This window comes from Rothia sp. HMSC058E10 (assembly GCF_001809415.1).
Classification (GTDB): domain Bacteria; phylum Actinomycetota; class Actinomycetes; order Actinomycetales; family Micrococcaceae; genus Rothia; species Rothia dentocariosa.
Genome location: NZ_KV797612.1, coordinates 132,373 through 149,609, shown reverse-complemented (window position 1 = coordinate 149,609; position 17,237 = coordinate 132,373). Strand labels below are relative to the sequence as shown.

At 54.5% G+C, this 17,237-nt stretch carries 22 protein-coding genes; 13 read left to right on the top strand and 9 right to left on the bottom strand.

The annotated features are described in order from the left end of the window. The first annotated feature begins 43 nt into the window (after positions 1-43). Both HMPREF2609_RS01765 and HMPREF2609_RS01760 read left to right on the top strand, forming a co-directional pair. The gene (locus HMPREF2609_RS01765) at positions 44-193 is read left to right on the top strand and encodes a hypothetical protein (protein WP_048753597.1); all 150 of its coding nucleotides are present in this window, start codon (positions 44-46) and stop codon (positions 191-193) included. A gap of 117 nt (positions 194-310) precedes the next feature. Further along, positions 311-745: a hypothetical protein gene (locus tag HMPREF2609_RS01760; RefSeq protein ID WP_070534694.1), complete on the top strand. Its 435-nt coding sequence runs from the start codon at positions 311-313 to the stop codon at positions 743-745. Positions 746-943: 198 nt separating this feature from the next. Here HMPREF2609_RS01760 and HMPREF2609_RS01755 read toward each other — a convergent pair whose 3' ends face one another. After that, on the bottom strand, positions 944-1,282 hold the full coding sequence (locus HMPREF2609_RS01755; protein ID WP_048753593.1) for a hypothetical protein: 339 nt from the start codon (positions 1,280-1,282) through the stop codon (positions 944-946). Between the two features lie 748 nt (positions 1,283-2,030). On the opposite strand from HMPREF2609_RS01755, the gene HMPREF2609_RS01750 reads away from it, so the two are divergent. From HMPREF2609_RS01750 to HMPREF2609_RS01715, 9 genes are all read left to right on the top strand, one after another. Next, positions 2,031-2,291, top strand: a complete 261-nt coding sequence (locus tag HMPREF2609_RS01750; protein ID WP_037231409.1) for a GlsB/YeaQ/YmgE family stress response membrane protein — start codon at positions 2,031-2,033, stop codon at positions 2,289-2,291. 370 nt (positions 2,292-2,661) lie between these two features. Then, entirely contained in the window at positions 2,662-3,144 is a 483-nt protein-coding gene (locus HMPREF2609_RS01745; protein WP_070534802.1) for an Asp23/Gls24 family envelope stress response protein, read from the top strand. Between the two features lie 33 nt (positions 3,145-3,177). Then, the gene (locus tag HMPREF2609_RS10870; protein WP_004005823.1) at positions 3,178-3,354 is read left to right on the top strand and encodes a hypothetical protein; all 177 of its coding nucleotides are present in this window, start codon (positions 3,178-3,180) and stop codon (positions 3,352-3,354) included. Further along, a complete protein-coding gene (locus tag HMPREF2609_RS01740) occupies positions 3,354-3,773 on the top strand; it encodes an Asp23/Gls24 family envelope stress response protein (protein ID WP_048755351.1) in 420 nt (139 codons plus the stop codon). The genes HMPREF2609_RS10870 and HMPREF2609_RS01740 overlap by 1 nt, the downstream gene beginning before the upstream one ends. Next, entirely contained in the window at positions 3,770-4,318 is a 549-nt protein-coding gene (locus HMPREF2609_RS01735) for a DUF6286 domain-containing protein (RefSeq protein ID WP_048755352.1), read from the top strand. Before HMPREF2609_RS01740 ends, HMPREF2609_RS01735 begins: the two co-directional genes overlap by 4 nt. Before the next feature lie 13 nt (positions 4,319-4,331). Next, positions 4,332-4,982: an Asp23/Gls24 family envelope stress response protein gene (locus HMPREF2609_RS01730; RefSeq protein ID WP_070534692.1), complete on the top strand. Its 651-nt coding sequence runs from the start codon at positions 4,332-4,334 to the stop codon at positions 4,980-4,982. Then, positions 4,972-5,619 (top strand): RNA polymerase sigma factor, encoded by a 648-nt coding sequence (locus HMPREF2609_RS01725; RefSeq protein ID WP_070534690.1) that lies wholly within the window; start codon positions 4,972-4,974, stop codon positions 5,617-5,619. Before HMPREF2609_RS01730 ends, HMPREF2609_RS01725 begins: the two co-directional genes overlap by 11 nt. Further along, positions 5,616-6,152, top strand: a complete 537-nt coding sequence (locus HMPREF2609_RS01720; RefSeq protein WP_070534686.1) for an Asp23/Gls24 family envelope stress response protein — start codon at positions 5,616-5,618, stop codon at positions 6,150-6,152. Before HMPREF2609_RS01725 ends, HMPREF2609_RS01720 begins: the two co-directional genes overlap by 4 nt. Then, a complete protein-coding gene (locus HMPREF2609_RS01715; protein ID WP_070534683.1) occupies positions 6,142-6,483 on the top strand; it encodes a transcriptional regulator in 342 nt (113 codons plus the stop codon). The genes HMPREF2609_RS01720 and HMPREF2609_RS01715 overlap by 11 nt, the downstream gene beginning before the upstream one ends. A 174-nt stretch (positions 6,484-6,657) precedes the next feature. On the opposite strand, the gene HMPREF2609_RS01710 is transcribed toward HMPREF2609_RS01715, so the two are convergent. The 3 genes from HMPREF2609_RS01710 to HMPREF2609_RS01700 form a co-directional block, all read right to left on the bottom strand. Further along, complete coding sequence (locus tag HMPREF2609_RS01710; RefSeq protein WP_070534681.1) at positions 6,658-8,160, bottom strand: MATE family efflux transporter; 1,503 nt, start codon at positions 8,158-8,160, stop codon at positions 6,658-6,660. 191 nt (positions 8,161-8,351) lie between these two features. Beyond that, on the bottom strand, positions 8,352-8,741 hold the full coding sequence (locus tag HMPREF2609_RS01705) for an RNA-binding S4 domain-containing protein (protein WP_006888382.1): 390 nt from the start codon (positions 8,739-8,741) through the stop codon (positions 8,352-8,354). An 83-nt stretch (positions 8,742-8,824) separates the two neighbouring features. Beyond that, positions 8,825-10,033, bottom strand: coding sequence for an ABC transporter permease (locus HMPREF2609_RS01700; protein ID WP_070534680.1), 1,209 nt, complete (start codon positions 10,031-10,033; stop codon positions 8,825-8,827). 168 nt (positions 10,034-10,201) lie between these two features. Here HMPREF2609_RS01700 and HMPREF2609_RS01695 point away from each other — a divergent pair, with 168 nt between their 5' ends. After that, positions 10,202-10,798: a TetR/AcrR family transcriptional regulator gene (locus tag HMPREF2609_RS01695; RefSeq protein ID WP_070534678.1), complete on the top strand. Its 597-nt coding sequence runs from the start codon at positions 10,202-10,204 to the stop codon at positions 10,796-10,798. A 122-nt stretch (positions 10,799-10,920) separates the two neighbouring features. On the opposite strand, the gene HMPREF2609_RS01690 is transcribed toward HMPREF2609_RS01695, so the two are convergent. From HMPREF2609_RS01690 to HMPREF2609_RS01680, 3 genes are all read right to left on the bottom strand, one after another. Further along, positions 10,921-11,670, bottom strand: a complete 750-nt coding sequence (locus HMPREF2609_RS01690) for a DUF6891 domain-containing protein (protein ID WP_070534676.1) — start codon at positions 11,668-11,670, stop codon at positions 10,921-10,923. Between the two features lie 179 nt (positions 11,671-11,849). Next, the gene (locus HMPREF2609_RS01685) at positions 11,850-13,511 is read right to left on the bottom strand and encodes a glycerophosphodiester phosphodiesterase (RefSeq protein ID WP_070534674.1); all 1,662 of its coding nucleotides are present in this window, start codon (positions 13,509-13,511) and stop codon (positions 11,850-11,852) included. Positions 13,512-13,913: 402 nt separating this feature from the next. Further along, complete coding sequence (locus tag HMPREF2609_RS01680; protein ID WP_041321625.1) at positions 13,914-14,426, bottom strand: PTS sugar transporter subunit IIA; 513 nt, start codon at positions 14,424-14,426, stop codon at positions 13,914-13,916. 348 nt (positions 14,427-14,774) lie between these two features. On the opposite strand from HMPREF2609_RS01680, the gene HMPREF2609_RS01675 reads away from it, so the two are divergent. Beyond that, entirely contained in the window at positions 14,775-15,377 is a 603-nt protein-coding gene (locus tag HMPREF2609_RS01675; protein ID WP_070534672.1) for an arsenic metallochaperone ArsD family protein, read from the top strand. A gap of 115 nt (positions 15,378-15,492) precedes the next feature. Here HMPREF2609_RS01675 and HMPREF2609_RS01670 read toward each other — a convergent pair whose 3' ends face one another. Together HMPREF2609_RS01670 and HMPREF2609_RS01665 are read right to left on the bottom strand one after the other, a co-directional pair. Beyond that, positions 15,493-16,191 (bottom strand): alkaline shock response membrane anchor protein AmaP, encoded by a 699-nt coding sequence (locus HMPREF2609_RS01670; RefSeq protein WP_246825532.1) that lies wholly within the window; start codon positions 16,189-16,191, stop codon positions 15,493-15,495. A 36-nt stretch (positions 16,192-16,227) separates the two neighbouring features. Then, entirely contained in the window at positions 16,228-17,034 is an 807-nt protein-coding gene (locus HMPREF2609_RS01665) for a hypothetical protein (RefSeq protein WP_070534671.1), read from the bottom strand. Between the last annotated feature and the right edge of the window lie 203 nt (positions 17,035-17,237).

The following is a 17,237-nucleotide window of genomic DNA, read 5'->3' as shown; positions in this document are numbered from 1 at the left end:
GATCCCAACCCACCTTTATATGTCTTCTAAAAAAGGAGAACTTATGACCTATAAGCATGAGTCCAGCTCTGACGACTGGTCTTGGTTTGATGAGTTGGGGGAGCTGGACCCGAGTTTTATTGAGGCGATCCAGCAGCTACATGCCGCTCCGATCTACTATCAGAGCCCGGAACGAGCACACGGTGATATATAGCGGTTCCGATTATTTTGCACGCCTTCATTCAGTAAATAATGCGCCTTTGGGTATATTACGTATGTTTCGAGGGTACTTTATAAGGATTTTCATGGCCCCTCAGGAAAGGTGAAGAATATGGATTTTCAGTTTGAGGCCCCGCCCCAGCTGGAACTCGGACAGCCTATCGGTTACTACCATGAACAATTTAATAAAGAACTTCATGATTCGTCATTCCCCGGGTGTGAGCGTTTCAAGGGTCGCGTTACTCTGGGTGGCGCCGAACGCGTGGTGGATCTTGGATTGGCTGATGGGAAGGTTGTTCTGTTCTCCCTGCAGATCCTGGATGGTGACACCCTCGACGGCGTGAGCTTGGGACTTTCACCGCGCAAATTTCACGAAAAAATGCGCATCGAGAGGCACGACAGTTCTATTTTCTCCGAGCGCCTGATTTTCTTCGAGGATTTCCTCACCCTCGGATGCGAAGGTAAAAACATCGAATTTATCGAGTGGTGGGACCGCGGATACTGGGATGACTATTCTTTCCTCGAAAAAGCATATCCGAATACATAATCTTCAGAAGTATAAAATATTTAAACTGTGTCGGCATGAACCGCCATAAAATGATCGGTATATATCATCAAGAAAATATTTTTACATTAAATCCTAGGATCAAAAAGCATTCTAAAATTTAAAATAATTCAGCATCAGTGCGGTCTGCGGCAGATACAATAATTTGCCGCAGACCGCATCTGGATATCAATCTTGCCGCTATCCTCGCGGGGAAGCAGTAATAGCCAGATGATATTCCTCACCAGCGACCGCCACCTGCGTATGGTTTGACACCAGGTGTTTTGTCACCGTTTCGTTCCCGCACGCCGTCACGGTTTCATACCGGGGCTCCTGATAGTTAATGGGAGTGTAAAACACATAGATAACACTGTGGCACCACATGCTAGACCCCGGCCCGTGGACCGTGGCATCAATCTCAGTTCGCGGCGGAACGAGACTTGACGTGCTGGATGCAGCATTCGCCGGAATAGCGGCACCGGCCGCAAGAACCGCGCCTGCAACCCCGGCCACCAGGGTTCGTTTGAGTGACTTTTTCATAGCGTATCGCCTCATTTCTTTCTTAATCCTGACAGTTTTGGGTATTTTTTATCCACGATTCATCAAGGTATGTGCACCACCTCCTCGCATTTAATAATGCAGAAAAACCCAAAAAATAGATATATAAGATACTTCCTCATGATCACTTATCCGTGAATTCATGAGGTATTTTTAATGTAATTCCAGAACATTCGTCAAAACAACCTTTTTTAGATTTTTGTCAGCCTACTCTCATTCAATTCTGAGGAATTTCCCCGGATTTATTAATAAAACCCCCTCACTCCCATAATGTATTTAAAAATTTACAACAGCATTCACGAATTTATTATTAAAGTGGATGCTCAAGAATAAGATTTTTTATTTATTGCTGCACCGATCAAGTCCATGCCGACCAAAAGCCCATCTGCCAGCGCCCCACCCTCCCTGCCCTACGGCATCAGGAGGCAAGAGGCGAACAGAAGGACTTAAGAGCTCCCTTCACGCTAAGGGTGATGTAAAACACTTATAGAACGCGTGAGGATTTGCGCGCTCATGGCGTCTTCATATCAGCGCCGTAGGCTTGAGAGACGACGGCAGGCGATAACAGCCCCGTCGAATCACGCAATATGTGACAGTAAAGGCAGCTGAAACCCCGGCTGCTTCTGAACTTTCAGGCGGAACCTCACCGATCTGCGCACTTAAGACCCCATATCATCATCCGTTCAGGCGCGCCCGCGCTATGACGGATACTCACAAAGGAAGAACCATTATGCTTGGACTCATCGGAATGATCATTGCCGGCGCTATCATCGGCGCTCTGGCCCGCCTCATCATGCGAGGTCACCAGAACATCTCGGCACTGTGGACCGTTATCTTGGGTGCTGTTGGCGCATTCGTTGGCGGAGGGATCGCGAGCTTCTTCGGCGTTGCAGATACCGCTGGTATCGACTGGATTCGCTGGATCCTCTCCATTATCGCCGCCATTGTCGCAATCTCCATATACCTAAGCGTAACCGGCAAAAAGAACTAATAGTCCATATTCTTGCGTCGCTTCAGCATCGCAGAAATAAAGCAAAAGCGGGTTATGCAGAAGCTATTCCCAGCTTCCGCATAGCCCGCTTTGGCGTATATGAGGACTACCCGCACGATAGGCAGCTGAGCCGAGCAAACATAGGCAACAATCGTGTTTGTACACGCTCATCAACACAAAGTGGTATATATCACCATTTTGATTCGTGAGGAATTCAGTGCCTCAAGCGTCTTTATAGTAGCGTCACCATCGACCGCAACAACGGATAAAGGGCGTGGGTAGCGCCCGAACTCCCCAACCGTCGATGCGTGCCGCAAATATCAAACATCATAATCCGCGTAGCGGAGAAAACACACGAAATGAGGCTCTCATGAGCGATAACTCCATTCCCCAAACCGGTCAGCAGCGCGAGCGCGAAAACAACAAGGAAACCCAGCAGGACAAGACTCCTCGTGGTCCCCTACAGACTTCGCACGGTGTAACCACCATTGAAGAGAACGTTGTTGCCAAAATCGCTGGCATGGCAACCCGCGAAGTTCCCGGTGTGTACGATATGGGCAATGCCGTACGCCGCGCCTTCAGCGCCGTGACCGACCGCATCCCCAACGCCCAGACCAATGTTGCTGGCGGTATTAGCGTCCAGAAGGGCGAGACCCAGGCGGCCGTAGATGTCACCGTCGTGGTCGAATATGGAGTCTCCATTGTGGAAGTAGCCAATGCTATCCGCCGCAACATTATCGAGCAGATTGAGGGGACCACGGGGCTAGAGGTAGTAGAGGTCAATATCGACGTCACCGACGTTCACCTGCCCGACGACGATTCCGACTCCGCTGACTCTGCCGATCTCAAGTAATCTACTCCGACGTCCCCGATCTGAGGATCTTTTATGAAGACAACACACCTGGCCCTTTTGGTGGGCCTATTCCTGGGAACAATTCTTGCTTTCGGTTCCTTCGCCGACTTCATCCTGGTGGCGCTATGCGGCCTGGTTGGAACGGTGGTGGGTCTTTACCTGGAGGGCCGGGTCGATGTCCAAAGCATCCTTAATCGATGGAGGAAGTAATGACGGAGACCAATACACAGCCCGCTGCTGTCAGTGCCGAGGGCTCTCTGTCTGAGGTCCCTCGGCAGGAGCAGCGCGGCGTCACCGTCATTCCCGCCCAGGTTGTTGCGCAGATCGCGGCTCAGGCTGCCTACGAGAGCGCAAATGTGGGCTCGAACGCCGGAGGGCTGCTCGGGATCGGGGCACGTCGAAATTTCCATTCACGCCCCGAGGCAAAGTGTGATCTCTACGGTCAGGTTGCTGTCCTTCACCTAGATCTCGGCCTTACCTTCCCTACAGCACTGGTTTCAACTCTGCAACAGGTGCGTGAGCATGTGAGCCAGCGCGTCGAGCACTTCACCGGGCTGAGGGTTGAGAAGATCAACATTGAGATCTCCTGGCTCAATCCGAACAACCAGGTAAGGAGGGCTCTGCGATGAAAACCCCCGTACAAAATCTCATCCGGCGCCCATCGCGGAGTTTGCCCGTCATTATCCTGGCGTTACTGCTCCTCATCGTAGGAGGGCTGGGAATCTGGGCGCTGGGAAACCGGCTTCTAAACGGGGCGTGGCCGAATGGAACATCCTCAGCAGTCAGCGGGCTCGGCTCCACGATTATAGGGTCGCCAGCGGTACTCGCGGCAGCCTGCTTTGTGATCGTATGCAGTCTGTTCATGTTTCTCCTGGCTCTGTGGCCGGGGGCTTTTGAACGCACTGAGGTTCTTGCAGATAACGTACCCGGTCAGACAGCCATTTCACGCCGTGACCTAGCAAGGCTGGTACAAGCCCATGTCGAGCGGGTCGATGGTGTTCACAGCGCTAGGGTTCGAGTCCGTCGAACGCGCGTGAATGTGACAGTGTTCAGCGTTCTGGATGACCTCGAACCTGTGCGTCAGGCCGCACAGAAGGCAGCTGAGCAGGCTATACAGACTTTGAAACCCGTCGGAGCCGCACACAGCCGAGTGCGTATCCAGCACACGAGCTGAAAGAGAGAAAACCATGCGTTCGGTATCTGGAATTCTCAATAGGATAGTCCTTGCGGTAAGCGGTTTGCTCATCGCGGCGATAGCCCTCTGGCTTATGGCTTCCGGCATGGGTGTGGGTCAGTCATGGCCCGCGCTTAGCTCGGTTCTCGCCAAAGCTGATACCCGGGTCGATACCTGGGTCGGGCCCCAGGTACACTGGCTGTTGCCAGCCGCCGTCCTTGGGTCGATTCTTCTCATCGCGTTTGGCTTAGTCCTGCTCATTAAGCAGGTGCCCCGTAAAGCTGCCGCATCCCCCTTGCGCCTGACAGGCTCCGATGGCACACTTCTGGCCACGCTCAGCCCCGATGTCATAGCCCAAGCGCTGTCTGAGCGAGCCGAAGACGTCCCGGGGGTTCAACGGTGCTCAGTATGGGTCACCGGTTCACCCAGCAACCTGTGGGTGCAGGCAGCCGTCACCGTAGCAGAGAACAGCGAGGTTGCATGGACCGTGAGCGAGCTCAGGAACCGACTTGACCACGACGTTAGTTCCTCTCTGGGAAAGCATGCTCGTCAGATCGACGTACTGCTGCGCCTAGAACAAGCCAGCAAACCCCAGAGTGCAGCCCACACTGTGGCAGGACAACACTCATTAGAGAGCGGCGGTTCTGATAACCATGACCGATGAAAAGCGCAGCAATGCAGGGCAGTCCACCGGTCCGCCCACCGAGCATGTGCCTCATCCGAGCGCTGCGTCTCAGGGTAAAGACAGGTACCTGGTACTGCGAGCCCAGGATGGTGACATTGACGCTTTCGGAAAGCTCGTCGAACGTTATCAGGGGCGCCTGTTTCGCACCGCCTACATGATCGTGCGTAACCGCCATGACAGTGAGGACATCGTCCAAGAGACCCTTGTCCAGGCGTGGCGGAGTCTTCATCTGCTTCGGGATCCTGATGCCTTCCGGGGTTGGCTCATGCGTATCTGCACTAATAAGGCCACCAGCACTATTCGTCAACTTCAGCGCCGAGCCACTGACCCTTACGATTCAGAGGGTCTTGAGAGCGCGAGCGTCCTCCCTAACACAACGTCGACAGCGACCGACGATCCGGCACAGTCAAGTGAGGTCAACGCCCAGATAGAAGCATTAGCCAAGCTGTTGGCATCCGCTCCTGAAGAGCTGCGTATCGTCTGGGTGCTTCGAGAGGTTGATGACATGTCCTACGAGGAGATATCCCAAACCCTAAACCTAACCGAATCCACAGTCCGGGGGAGGCTGGCACGCGCCCGCTCCCTCGTCATGCGCCATATGAAGGAGTGGGAATGAGTTCCACCACCCGCATCCCACACGCAGAACCGCAGCCCACACAGTCGGCTCAGTCTTATGAGCTTGACGAAGCCTCCACACGGGAGTACCTGCGTCTAATCGCTTCACTCCACAAGACCTGGGACACATTGGAAGCACAGTCGAGCGCATCGGTGATGCCTCAGCGCCATATGATGGATGCGGTACTCGCCGAAACGCGCCACGGTGCCCAGGTAGAGATGCCGCCGACCGACTTAGGGCCATATAGTATGTCCGAGTTCTCCCTACGCGCCCTAGTGCGACGCAGTGTAGACTCCGTACCCGGAGCTCGCGCACTCAAGTCTTCCTTCAAACATGCCCCAGCTCCCGAAGGTCAGCGAGAGCTGGGAATACCGGATACGATCTTCTGCCGTATCTCTGCACACGTCACAACCAGTAGCCTCCCCCAACTTGCTCAACAGGTTCGTGATGCGGTGCGCCAGGCGTGTTATGAGAACCTAGAGTTATCCCCAACCGTCAATATTCATATTGAGGATCTGCACGATGACGATTAACCTCTCAGCAGCCGAATTGACTCATGTAGTCACTGCCGTTCCCGGAGTGCGCGGCATTGAACCGGGGATCGGCTCCACGCTGAAAGCCATTGGCAGCCGTATGAGCGGCGACCCTGCAGCCGCCCGATTCGGGGTCATCATCGAGTCGGGCGCGCAGAAGGTCATTATCGAGATTGGAATCGACGGCTCCCGTACGGTCAAAGAAATTGTCCGTGATGTTCAAGAAGCGGTTCTGCGCTCACTGTCGCAAGCAAGTCGAGAGAGCGGCGCTTCGGGGTCAGACTCCAAACCCCAGCCTCAGGTGAGGGTGCGAATACAGTCCCTTCTCTGACAATGCACATCGCAGAACCGTCTCCGTTTCAGGGGCACACATACCACTAAGGGTATAGTCCGTTCGCACATAGATGCCGTGGGCCACCAGTAGATGCCTCAACGCGATGCGTAAGCTAAAAGACCGTGAAAACACTTGTCCTCAACGCCTGAATTCTGCGTAAACCCCGGAAAATTAAGCTTTAATCCATACGTCCGAGGCGGCGCGGCGGCCGAAGATGAACGCCCGCACGCCCTGGTACCACAGGATGTATGCTGCCCACAGCCCCAGATACCCCACCGTGGCACTCAGCAGGCCACCGGAAACCGCCCAGTGGATCCCGAAAATGACGGGCGCATAAACAACCAGCATCACAAATGAGCCAATTGCCAGGTATTTCACGTCCTGAGCACCCATGAGGATACCATCAAGAACGAATACATATGCGGCTATTGGCTGCCCCACGCCAATCACGAGGGTAGCCCACGCGAAGAGGGTGGCGACGGGCGCATCCTGCGTGAAAATCCAGTTCCCAAAGAAACCGATCACGGGTGCAACAACGCCGGTGACAACCCCGTACACCAGGCTCATACGCACCAGGCGATTCTTGAGTTCACGCACTTTCGCACGCCCGGATTCAGCCGTCAGGTCGCGTTCTCCAAGTTCCTTGCCCAGCAGCGCCTGCGCCGCTATTGCTAGAGAATCTAGGGCAAAGAGCAGCAGGTTGAACACGCTCATGCCCAGCTGATATGCCGCCGTCTGCTCGTCGCCCAGGCGAGCCACCACAAATACGGTAGACAGCAGTGCCAGGCGCATCGAGAGGGTGCGCAGCATCAGCCAGGAACCGAGGGATAGCACGCCGCGCATCCCCGCAATATCGGGTCGCCAAGTCACGCCCTGCGGGCGCATCTTAAGATGAATAAATATACCGAGTGCGAGCGCCATGCCCCACTGCGTGAGCGATGTGCCCGTCGCCGAACCGGCCACGCCCCAGCCGACCGGGTATATCAGCACCCAATTCAGCGCCACATTCACCACGGTGCCCACGCCCGCAACTTTGAGCGGGGTCACGGTGTCTTGCAGCCCGCGCAGGGTGCCCATGAGCGCCAAAATCATCATCATGGGCGGAATGCCCCACAGCGAATGGTGCAGGTAGTCGCGCGCATAGCCGATGGTTGCGTCGTTCGCGCCCATGCCGCGCAGCGCAGGGTCGGCAAAGATATAACCCACACCCATAATGAGCAGACCGAGTCCAAGCGCAACCCACACGCCGTCCACGCCGATGCGGTAGGCGTGCGCCAGCCGATGCGCCCCGAACGCGCGCGCAACCGCCGGGGTCACCGAGTACGCAAGGAAATTCATGAGTCCCACCACGGTTGTGATGAGGGTTGCCGCAATGCTCATGCCCGCCAGGGTTTCGGTGCCCAGCTGCCCCACGAGTGCGGAGTCGGCGAGCACGAACAGCGGCTCGGCAATCAGCGCGCCGAAGGCGGGTACGGCGAGCGCCAGAATACGCCTGTTGAGCGATTTTTCGGGTTGAGTTTTCTCAGAGTCCGCGTCGCCTTCCCCCAGGTGAAGGGGGAGGCTGCCGGTGCGCGGGGTCGCATCCAGCAGGTTTTGGGGTTCGTGTGTGTTGGCGGTGCCGTCGGATGTTTTCGCGGCGCCTGATGTTTTGGGTTCTGAGGCCTTGTTGCTCATAGGTACAGCCTACTCCCGCAAAGATGGCACGTCAGCGATGCGTTTATCTGTCTCACGCTATGACCGCTTCTTATTCCGCGAGCAGGTGGTTTTTGGTTCGAGCAGGTAGGAAAATCTTACCTGTTCGGCAAAATCCTACCTGCTCGCGGGTCTTAACGACGATCGCGGGGTGAGAGAAAGCGGAACTGGGTTTAGCCTTTTCGCCCCCGCAGCTCGTCTAGGGCACGGCGTTCTTTCTTGGTGGGTCGCCCGGTGCCGCGTTCACGTTTGGCGACCGGCGGCATCGACAGGTGCGCGGGGCGCGGCCCCGAGAGGTCTTCGTAACAGGTGACGGCGATCGGCGCGCCCACCCGTTTGGTGATGAGTTTTTCGACCTTAAACACGCGTTCCCAGCCGGGGTAGCGCACCCGCACGATGTCGCCTCGTTTGAGTTTTTGTGAGGGTTTTGCGGATGCGTCGTTCACGCGCACGTGCCCGCCTTTGCATTCGTCGGCTGCGAGTGCGCGGGTTTTGAAGATGCGCACCGACCACAGCCAGACGTCGATGCGGGCGCTGGTGATCTCTTCGCTCATACTTCCCATTCTAGGAACCTCCCCCATGCGGCGCGAGCAGATAGTATTTTGAAAATACTATCTGCTCGCGGATCTACTTGGGGGCGAGGTCGCTATATGTTTGCCGCTTTCCAGGGAATCTCAACGTTGTCCGGCACGTCTGCGTTCGCCTCGGTTTTCGCACCGACGCTCGCGGTATCATCCTCTGCGCTCATGCGAGTTGCCCGACGTTCCTTCCACGCCCAGCCGATCGCCCCAGCGAGAAGGCCGAACCCTGCCCAGCCCAACAGCACAGCCCATTGCAGGGAGTTTGAAGCATCCGGGAAATAGGCGATATTCCGCAGCAACGTGTTGGATGCGCCCGGTACCATCAGCTGCCCGAGGGCTCCCCAGGGTGCGGGGATAAACTGCCACGGCATGCTTGCCCCGGAGAGCGGGTTACCCACGAACATGGAGAGCACGGCGCCAAGGCCGATACCGGCGGCATCAACAAATAGCGCGGACATTCCGATCGTGAAGGAGGCCGTCGCGAAAACGGTCACGCCGAAAGTCGCCCAAAGCGCCCCGAAATCGCCGGGAACGAACCCGAACCAGGTGCCCAGAATAAGGGTCATGAAGAGTCCGCCGATAACCCCGTAGAGCCCAGCGGTCACGAAGCGGCGCACGATTCCTTCAACGAGAGAGATACTGAGGATTCCGCCAAGCATACCGCCCATAACAAGCGGGAACGCGGCAACCGCCAGGCCCATACCGTTGGGATCGCCCTCGCCGAGCGGCACGACTGCGGTGGTTTTAACCTGTGCCTGCTGCAGTTTTTCCTGCTCGGTTTTCAGCTGTTCGAGCTGCTGGGCGGCGATGGCTCCTTGTTCACCGCCTGCCTGTGCGGCCTGCTGCAGCGCCTGAGTTTTAGCTGCGGTGGCTTTCTGCTGTACCTGAGCGTTCATCTGCTGGGCTACGCCGGTGAGCATCTGGTTTGCGGATGCGTTTGCGGCGGGCGCGGTCATGACTTCGGGTGCTGCGCCTTCGGTGAAGACGATCGCGCCGTAGGTTTCGCGTTCTTTGATCTGCCGTTCGGCGTCTTCGCGGGAGGACGCCTGTTTGAACTCGAAGGTTTCGATCCCTCGATCTTTGAGTCCTTGCTCGAATTGGCTGACGGCTGCTTCCGGTCCCACGATGGAGACGGGCAGGTTTTTCGCCTCCATGGCTTTAGTGGGCCAAGTGAAGGCAAGAATCACGATGCTGACAATGACGGATGTCAGCGTGGCGATGGCGATAACCTTGCGCCAGGATGAGGGCGTGATCGCCTCGGTTGTGCGTGCCATGAAACTCTCCAAACAAAATATATGTTTTGTTTATCAACACGTAAGACTCTACTCTGAATAAAGACCGGATGCAAACACAATAATCATTTTGTTTATAATGTCACAACAGAGAATATTCATTCTATTTTTATCTAGCGCAAACTCTTCGAAAAGGTATAGTCTTAAGGCATGCCACGTCTGACCGAAGCCACTAAACAGGCACGTCGACGCCAAATTATCGACGCCGCCTTCACGTGTTTTACCGCCAAGGGGTACACCCACACCTCTATGACGGACATCATCAGAGAATCCGGACTTTCTTCGGGTTCCATTTACTCGCACTTCAGCGGCAAAGGCGACATTCTTTACGCCACTGTTCAACAGCGTATCGATATGATCGCTGCAGCTTACGGTGAACTCAAAGACCCCTCCCCGCGCGATATTATGCGCATGATCTTCACCACCTCAACCGTCGAAGCGAACTTCACCTCGATGCTGCGCATCCGTCTGGAATCGTTTACCGTTCCCGAGGTGCAAGAATCCACCAACACGCTTTTTACCACCCTGCACGATATCGTCGCTCAATCACTCACCCCCTGGGGTCAGCGGTATCTTGAAGCAGAGAATAAACGCAAACCTTCTGCCGACGAACTTCAAGCCTTCGTCAACGACACAGCGGATGCGCTCATCCTCACTTTCCAGGGGTTCATGGTGCGCTCAACCCTGTCACCTTCGACCAACCGTGAGCACCTCTTCCAGATTGCACTGAGCCTGCTGCCCGAATAGCTTCCCGCGAGCACCAGTAAGAGAATACAAAAAAGCTAGGGGCGCATCCCGTATAACATACAGGATGCGCCCCTCAACTCACGCGCGACTCCCACGGCGGACCGCACGCACGGTTTTATAGCTTACGGAATCTCATAGACCTCAACGTTATCGAGGCGCGGGCGGGTATCGTAGCTGCCGTTCCAGGTCACCTTAACGCCGTAACGTTCCAACGTGGGGATCACGGTGTCAAGCATCAGTGCGAGTGATAGTTCCTCATGTTTGCGGGTGACGGCCGCGCGCTGTTCATCGCTGAGTTTCTTCCACGCCTCTTCATCAGAGGGGTACGCCTCAAACGAGCCGAAGCCAATGTAGGTGCTCCCGCTTTCCGCCAGATTCTCGGCATCCTGCTGGTGATAGTAGATATAGCCCTTCCATCGGTCAGAGCCCTCGCGCTCCTCCCAGATGTCGGCACTGGCGCAGGTTCCGCAGCACGAAAATTTACCGCGCGCAAGCACGCCGTGCGCCTCCAAATCAGCGAAAGCCGCAGCCAAGTTGCCAGAATCACCCGTAACACCCAAACGCTCGGCGAGCGCACGGCGCTCCCTCACGACTTTCTGCGCGTATTGTTCAATATCGTGGTAGAAGTCGCCTTTGACCTGCGATTCGCCTAGAAATTCTTCTAGGCAGTCGTTGAGGTAATCCGCATATTCGCTGGCGTCCTCGCCGGTGAGGAGCAGGAGCATGATTGCATCTTCAAAGTCTTCTCGTGCTTCTTCGGGCAGTTCCCAGGAGGTGGGAACGGGTGGAGTGAGTTGCCATTTAAACCATGCGTCCCGAGCTTCGGGGCTCACAGTCGTTACAGCTTTTTTATCGGTGAATGAAGTTGTCATGCCCCTAGAGTAGCACCTAGATCAGCATCGCCTTAACCCCGCCCGAATTGCTACGGTAACCTGTACCTGACGTCAAACAGTTTTTGTGCACTGCCCAACTTATTCTTGGCGAACCCGCGGCGGCTTATCCATCTAATTTTCCGGGTGAATAAGCCGCCCAGGCAGCCTGATTCAAAGGCTTATACCCAAGACTCACGGGCAAGTGCGCGGGTGAGCACGAGCGGACCGCCGGTTGCGTTGCCGTGATAGCGGCCGAAATGCACGTAGGGGCCGCGGTAGGCGGCATCATGAATCTGCGCGGAATACTGGCCGTTAATCACAAAGTAGAAGTACTTGCCCTTCACCACAATTTTGCCTTCGATGCTCTCGTTGGGCTTGATAGGCTTTTTCAAACTCATGGTGTGCAGAACCTTACCTTCGCGAGACGCACCCGGCCCGCCGTCAAGACGAATCAGCTGTGCAAGATCGCCCGTCCGGTATTTGCCGTGCTCGTCCCGAACCTTCGCGCCGGGGCGAAGAGCGAGCACATAGCAGCCGTCCTCGGATGCACCCCGGAACTTCCCGGCGATACCGAGCGGACCGTCGTGGCTGCGACCGAACGCCATGTACCCGTAATTCCAGGTGGTTGTGGGCAGTTTCTTATCCCAGTGCATAGCGAATTCGAGGGTGTACTGTTCCCTGTCAGTGGCAGCAGCGAGCGGCCCCAGCAGCAAGGATTCGTCGTAATTCTGCCGGTGCACGATTGCCCCGCGGGTGAAGTCGGGATAATCCTGGGCGTTGGTGATGCTAGAGGGCAGCATGCCGTGCTCCCGACGCCCGTTCGCAACATTGATCACGGCGTCTCGTTTCCATCCGAGTACCCAGGACGGGTCGGGGCTCATAAACCCGCGCACGCCCAGGCTCTTGTAGTGTTCGTAGGTGCTTCGGCGGTGCACCTCCCAAACAATCACGGGCTTGCCGAAGCCGACAATGGCACGCACCTTATCATCCGCCATGGAACCGTACCCGGGACCGCGCACGGATTCAAAGTAGGGCACGCCGAGCGCATCCACGTTGTTGGATCCCGCCAGCTGACGGATTCCTTCAAGGCTGTCGTTGGCGTCGAAGTAGCACCAGGTCTGGCAGCCCGCGGCTTTCGCTTGGGCCAGATACTTTGAGTTGGGGTTGAAACCGCCGTGACCGTCGCGGTACATCTTGATCACTACACGATGCGCCAGCCCGCGTTCTTTGATAGCTTTCAACAGATGACCCTGTGCGCGCCAGTCTTTCGCTTCGATGAAGAGGGGAAGGCGCTTGCCGGTGGGGGCGTTGTTGATCGCATCCACGGCCTCTTCAAATGTGGGAATCTGCTCCAGCGGTGTACCTTCACCGAGAGTCTTGCGCATATTGACGTAAACGCCACGCAGTTTTTGCAGGGTAAGATCACGTACTTTGCGATTAAGTCCGGTAACGCGCATCAGCGATTCATCATGAATGCAAACGGGAATATTATCAGCCGTGGTTCGCAAAGAAATTTCGATAGCATCGGCATTTCTTGCAGTTTGAGTATATGCGTATGCGGTGTGTTCGGGATTAATATCGCCCGAACCACGATGTGCTACAAAGAATTCTTTTTGTCTAAGAAAGGTCCAGGCCGCATGTTCCGGGTCAAATTCAATATCTTCATCGAGGATAGGCTGCTGTTCATCATTGACAGGCTGTTCCTTCTCGCCGGGAAGACTTCCTTGAATTCTCGCCTCTGCTGCGGATGCGCCCACCACGGGCATCATAGCGGCGGCAGCGCCAAGCGTGGTGGCGCCAAGAACGGTACGTCGGTTGAGTTTCTGCGAAGAAAGGCTCATGGGTATGAACTCCCAAATACTATATGTTGCTGAGTGAATGAATAGGCGGATGCGTCAAAAAACATTTTCTTGACGCGTCACATAAATAGCATAACTATTTTTTACCTGTAAATCACTTTTGCTTGAGCGAGAAAATTTATCTTTGTCAAATATTTTCCCACGCCTATTTCTTCGAGACAATATCTTTTGCCCGTTAAAAAGTTTTTGTTAAAAAAATATGGTTCCACCGAAAATCGGTGAAACCATATGAGAAAACCTCTTTCGTGAGGTCTGCTCGTCGGCAGCTGCGGCACAAGACCTCACGTAAAGCGAGGCTGCGTAAAGCCGGAGCATCGTGCCAGACAGAGCGAGAAAACCGGCGCCTTCTGCCCTGTCGAAGCATCACAAGGCTCTACGCGTCTTCTACTTCTTGGTCGCTTCCGCCACATGATCGCCCGCGTTGACGGTGCGGCGCTCTTCGGAGTCCTTCACAATATTGAATTTGGGGGTGTTGGTCACCATCACCATCGTCTCCTTGGAGGGAATACGATCCTTAATGGCCTCCCAATCAACCTCAATAATGGGGGCGCCCGCCTCAACCTTATCGCCCACCTTAGCGTGCGAGGTAAAGCCTTCGCCATTGAGATCTACAGTATCGATACCGATATGCACCAGCACCTCGCCGCCGTTATCGGTACGCAGCATAAAGGCATGCATGGTGTCTTGAATCAAGGCGATCGTACCTGCCGCAGGGGCAACGATCATATTCGATGTAGGGTTAACGGCGTAGCCATCCCCCATGACACCCTGCGAAAATACGGGGTCAGAAACTTCAGACAGCGGAAGGTACTCCCCCGTCACCGGTGCCACATAAATATCAGCGGTTGCGGTCGATTCCGTCGGTGCCGCTGCTTTTTTCTTCCCGAAACCAAACATAAGATCTCCTTTGATGTAGTAAACACCCGAAAGATGTCGTTTGTGTAACGACACAGGCAAATACATGTATTTTCCCTTTAGAATACCGTACTCGTCAGGTTTTTGTTACTGTGTCCACCACAGGTCGAGGGATTTTGAAAAAATATTCCCAGCCTGCATAATATGCCGAATTTCCAGAGTATATTTCATGATGCAGTCGCTCAATCAGGCGGCAGACACAGCACTAGAGCTCTGGAGGATTTCGCCGATCGCTCAGTATTTTTGTAAGCCCTCCCTGCATAGGGTAAACACGAGTACACTTAGAGCATATTGAAGGCTTGAACCCTAACGACGAGAAAGTGTTCCCGCATGAGTGAGCAAACCGAAGAACTAACCGGCACCATCCTTGAGGTTTTCATTCCAGGCCCGGGCGAGAACCCTGAGGACCCTAACGATATGGAACGAACCCTCTTTTTGGGCGCCGCACAGGAAGCACTCGATTCGGGGGTCGATATTGAGGTTTACTCAACCGATAGTTACCCGTCAGCATTCGAGGAATGCGAGCCCGTCGCCGAGCAAATGGCGATGAGCGGTACCGACGTTCTACCGATTATGCTCGTCAACGGCGAGGTCAAAGTTTCGTTTATGTACCCGACCGCCGAGCAGATTACGCGCTTCTCGAAAGCCCACAAGGTCAAAAAGCCGAAGGCGAATGCGGCTGCAGCGGCATGCGGCCCGAGCGGTTCCTCAGGCTTCACTCCCATTCCCGATTTGGCACCCGGTGCTCTGCGCGAACCCGCCGGTTTCGCGGCGACCCTCGCCGGTAAAAAGCCCCAGGTGGTAGGTGGTCCCGATATTGGTAACCGCGTGAACCTCATGGGCGGCGACACCGGCGATGGCATTCCCTCTGAGGGTTCAGTCGCCACCAAATCCGGCGGATGCGGATGCGGTGGCTGCGGATGCGGCGGCTAAAGCGCGCATCCCCGCACGAGTAGTTCCCGCCCTGAATATGTTTAGATGCGAGTGCCCCGGACTCCTTGATAAAGAGTCTGGGGCACTCTCATATGTTTTCACAACTGGCTACCGGCTACATTAGAGGATCCGGCGGATTCTGAGTCTGTGCATGCTGAGATTGTGAGGTTTGCGCATGTGCTCCCTGAGTCCAAACCGTACTATTCGTCCGGCGGCGTGAATATTCTTGACTCACCATGACGATAAAGACGATGCAGAGAGCTACGTCTACGAAATATAGAACCCAGTAGAGGTACGCCAAGCCATTGGCGTACTGGAAGAAGTCATCCATATGGGTGATCACGTCAATTAGCGTTGCTATTTCTAGAGCTTGAAGGATCAGACCAATAATATTGATGCTCAGAATAAATCCCAGCGCTTTAGACCTGAGATAGAAGATACCGGCGAATATCTGAAGGCCATAATATGCCAGAAATGCACATGTCAACGCTAAGTGCAGAAAATCTTCTGCATCCCAATACTCGAATCCATACTTAGCCATAAACTCCACATAGTTATATAGACCCCACACAGACGTCCCCAGGCTCACCAGCATGAACGCGATACGTACCCCGTACAGCCAACGGAACGGGAATTTAGGGTCTGCCGTCGTCACGGCTATGGACGCCTCCGTTTGGTTCGCAGCTCCCGGGTGCGCATACTGCCCCGGTAGCGTCGAAGCTTGAAAACCGGAAGACTGCGATTCCGCCCAGGGTTTTACCGCATCCTGTGGGTTCTGTTCGGCAGAGTTTTTTCTCGATGATTGCTCGCTCATAAATTCAAAACTATCACGCATATCGTTCACATCCCGCTATTTTTCTGCCTCTTCGTCGCTGCAGCTGTTGTATGAACTTTCCTTACTATCGAGGTTTGCGATATTTAGAGGTCGGGCGGCAGGTTTAGTTTTTGCCGTCCCTGAACCCATCATTTTCACGAAAACAATGCTCACCCCAAGGTCAAAAAGAACCATAAGACACCCAAAGGGGTTATCGTATGCAACGGTAACCATGGTCATCACGAAAGAGAATACAAGACCATAGTTATTCACCTTTTTAACCCAGGGATAGTCTTTGCGCCGTATAAATTTTGCGCAGGCGCGGGTCTGTACGGCCGTAATATATACTGCATAAGGAATCATCAGAAACCCAAGAATTGCTATATGGGATAATGGCCGTTCAACCGATAACAGATTTACAGAAGTTTCTTCGCGATATGAAGTTGAATACCGCGCCATAGAGTTTATCCACGAATAAGCTATAACTACTATCGGAATATACGCCAGAGCTATACGAAGAACATAGAATATCTTGAGATTCTCAAGCCCTAGGGGTTTTGCCGCAGAGACTTCCACTGAATCGTGCGCCTTCTCCGGCGATTTTACGGGACTTCCTGAACTTGTGGGATTTTCCGGCTTTTCGGCATCATTTTCCGGCTCTCCACTAGGGCGGATCACGAGTTCCTCATCCCCCAGCTGACCGTAAAGTGCTGTATACGCAGGAAGTTCATGACCTGCCGAGGCGCTATTGGCTACATCCGACCAAGGAACCTTGCGGCTGCTTTGAGCTGCAGGCGCATCGCGAGCAGAACTATGGGGTGAAAAGTCATGGTCAGTACTCATATTTTCACCCTAGGATTACACCCTGGATATTCTATGAAAACCCCCTGAACATTCTCAATGAATATATTCCTTACACATTTTCTAATGCTAAAAGGCTCTTTACGTCAATAAAGCATCGGAAAACCTACTCCATTGACATAAGCAGATGCGGCAGCTAAAGCGCGCATTTCCACACGGGTAGCATCCGTTCCCAAATGTTTATA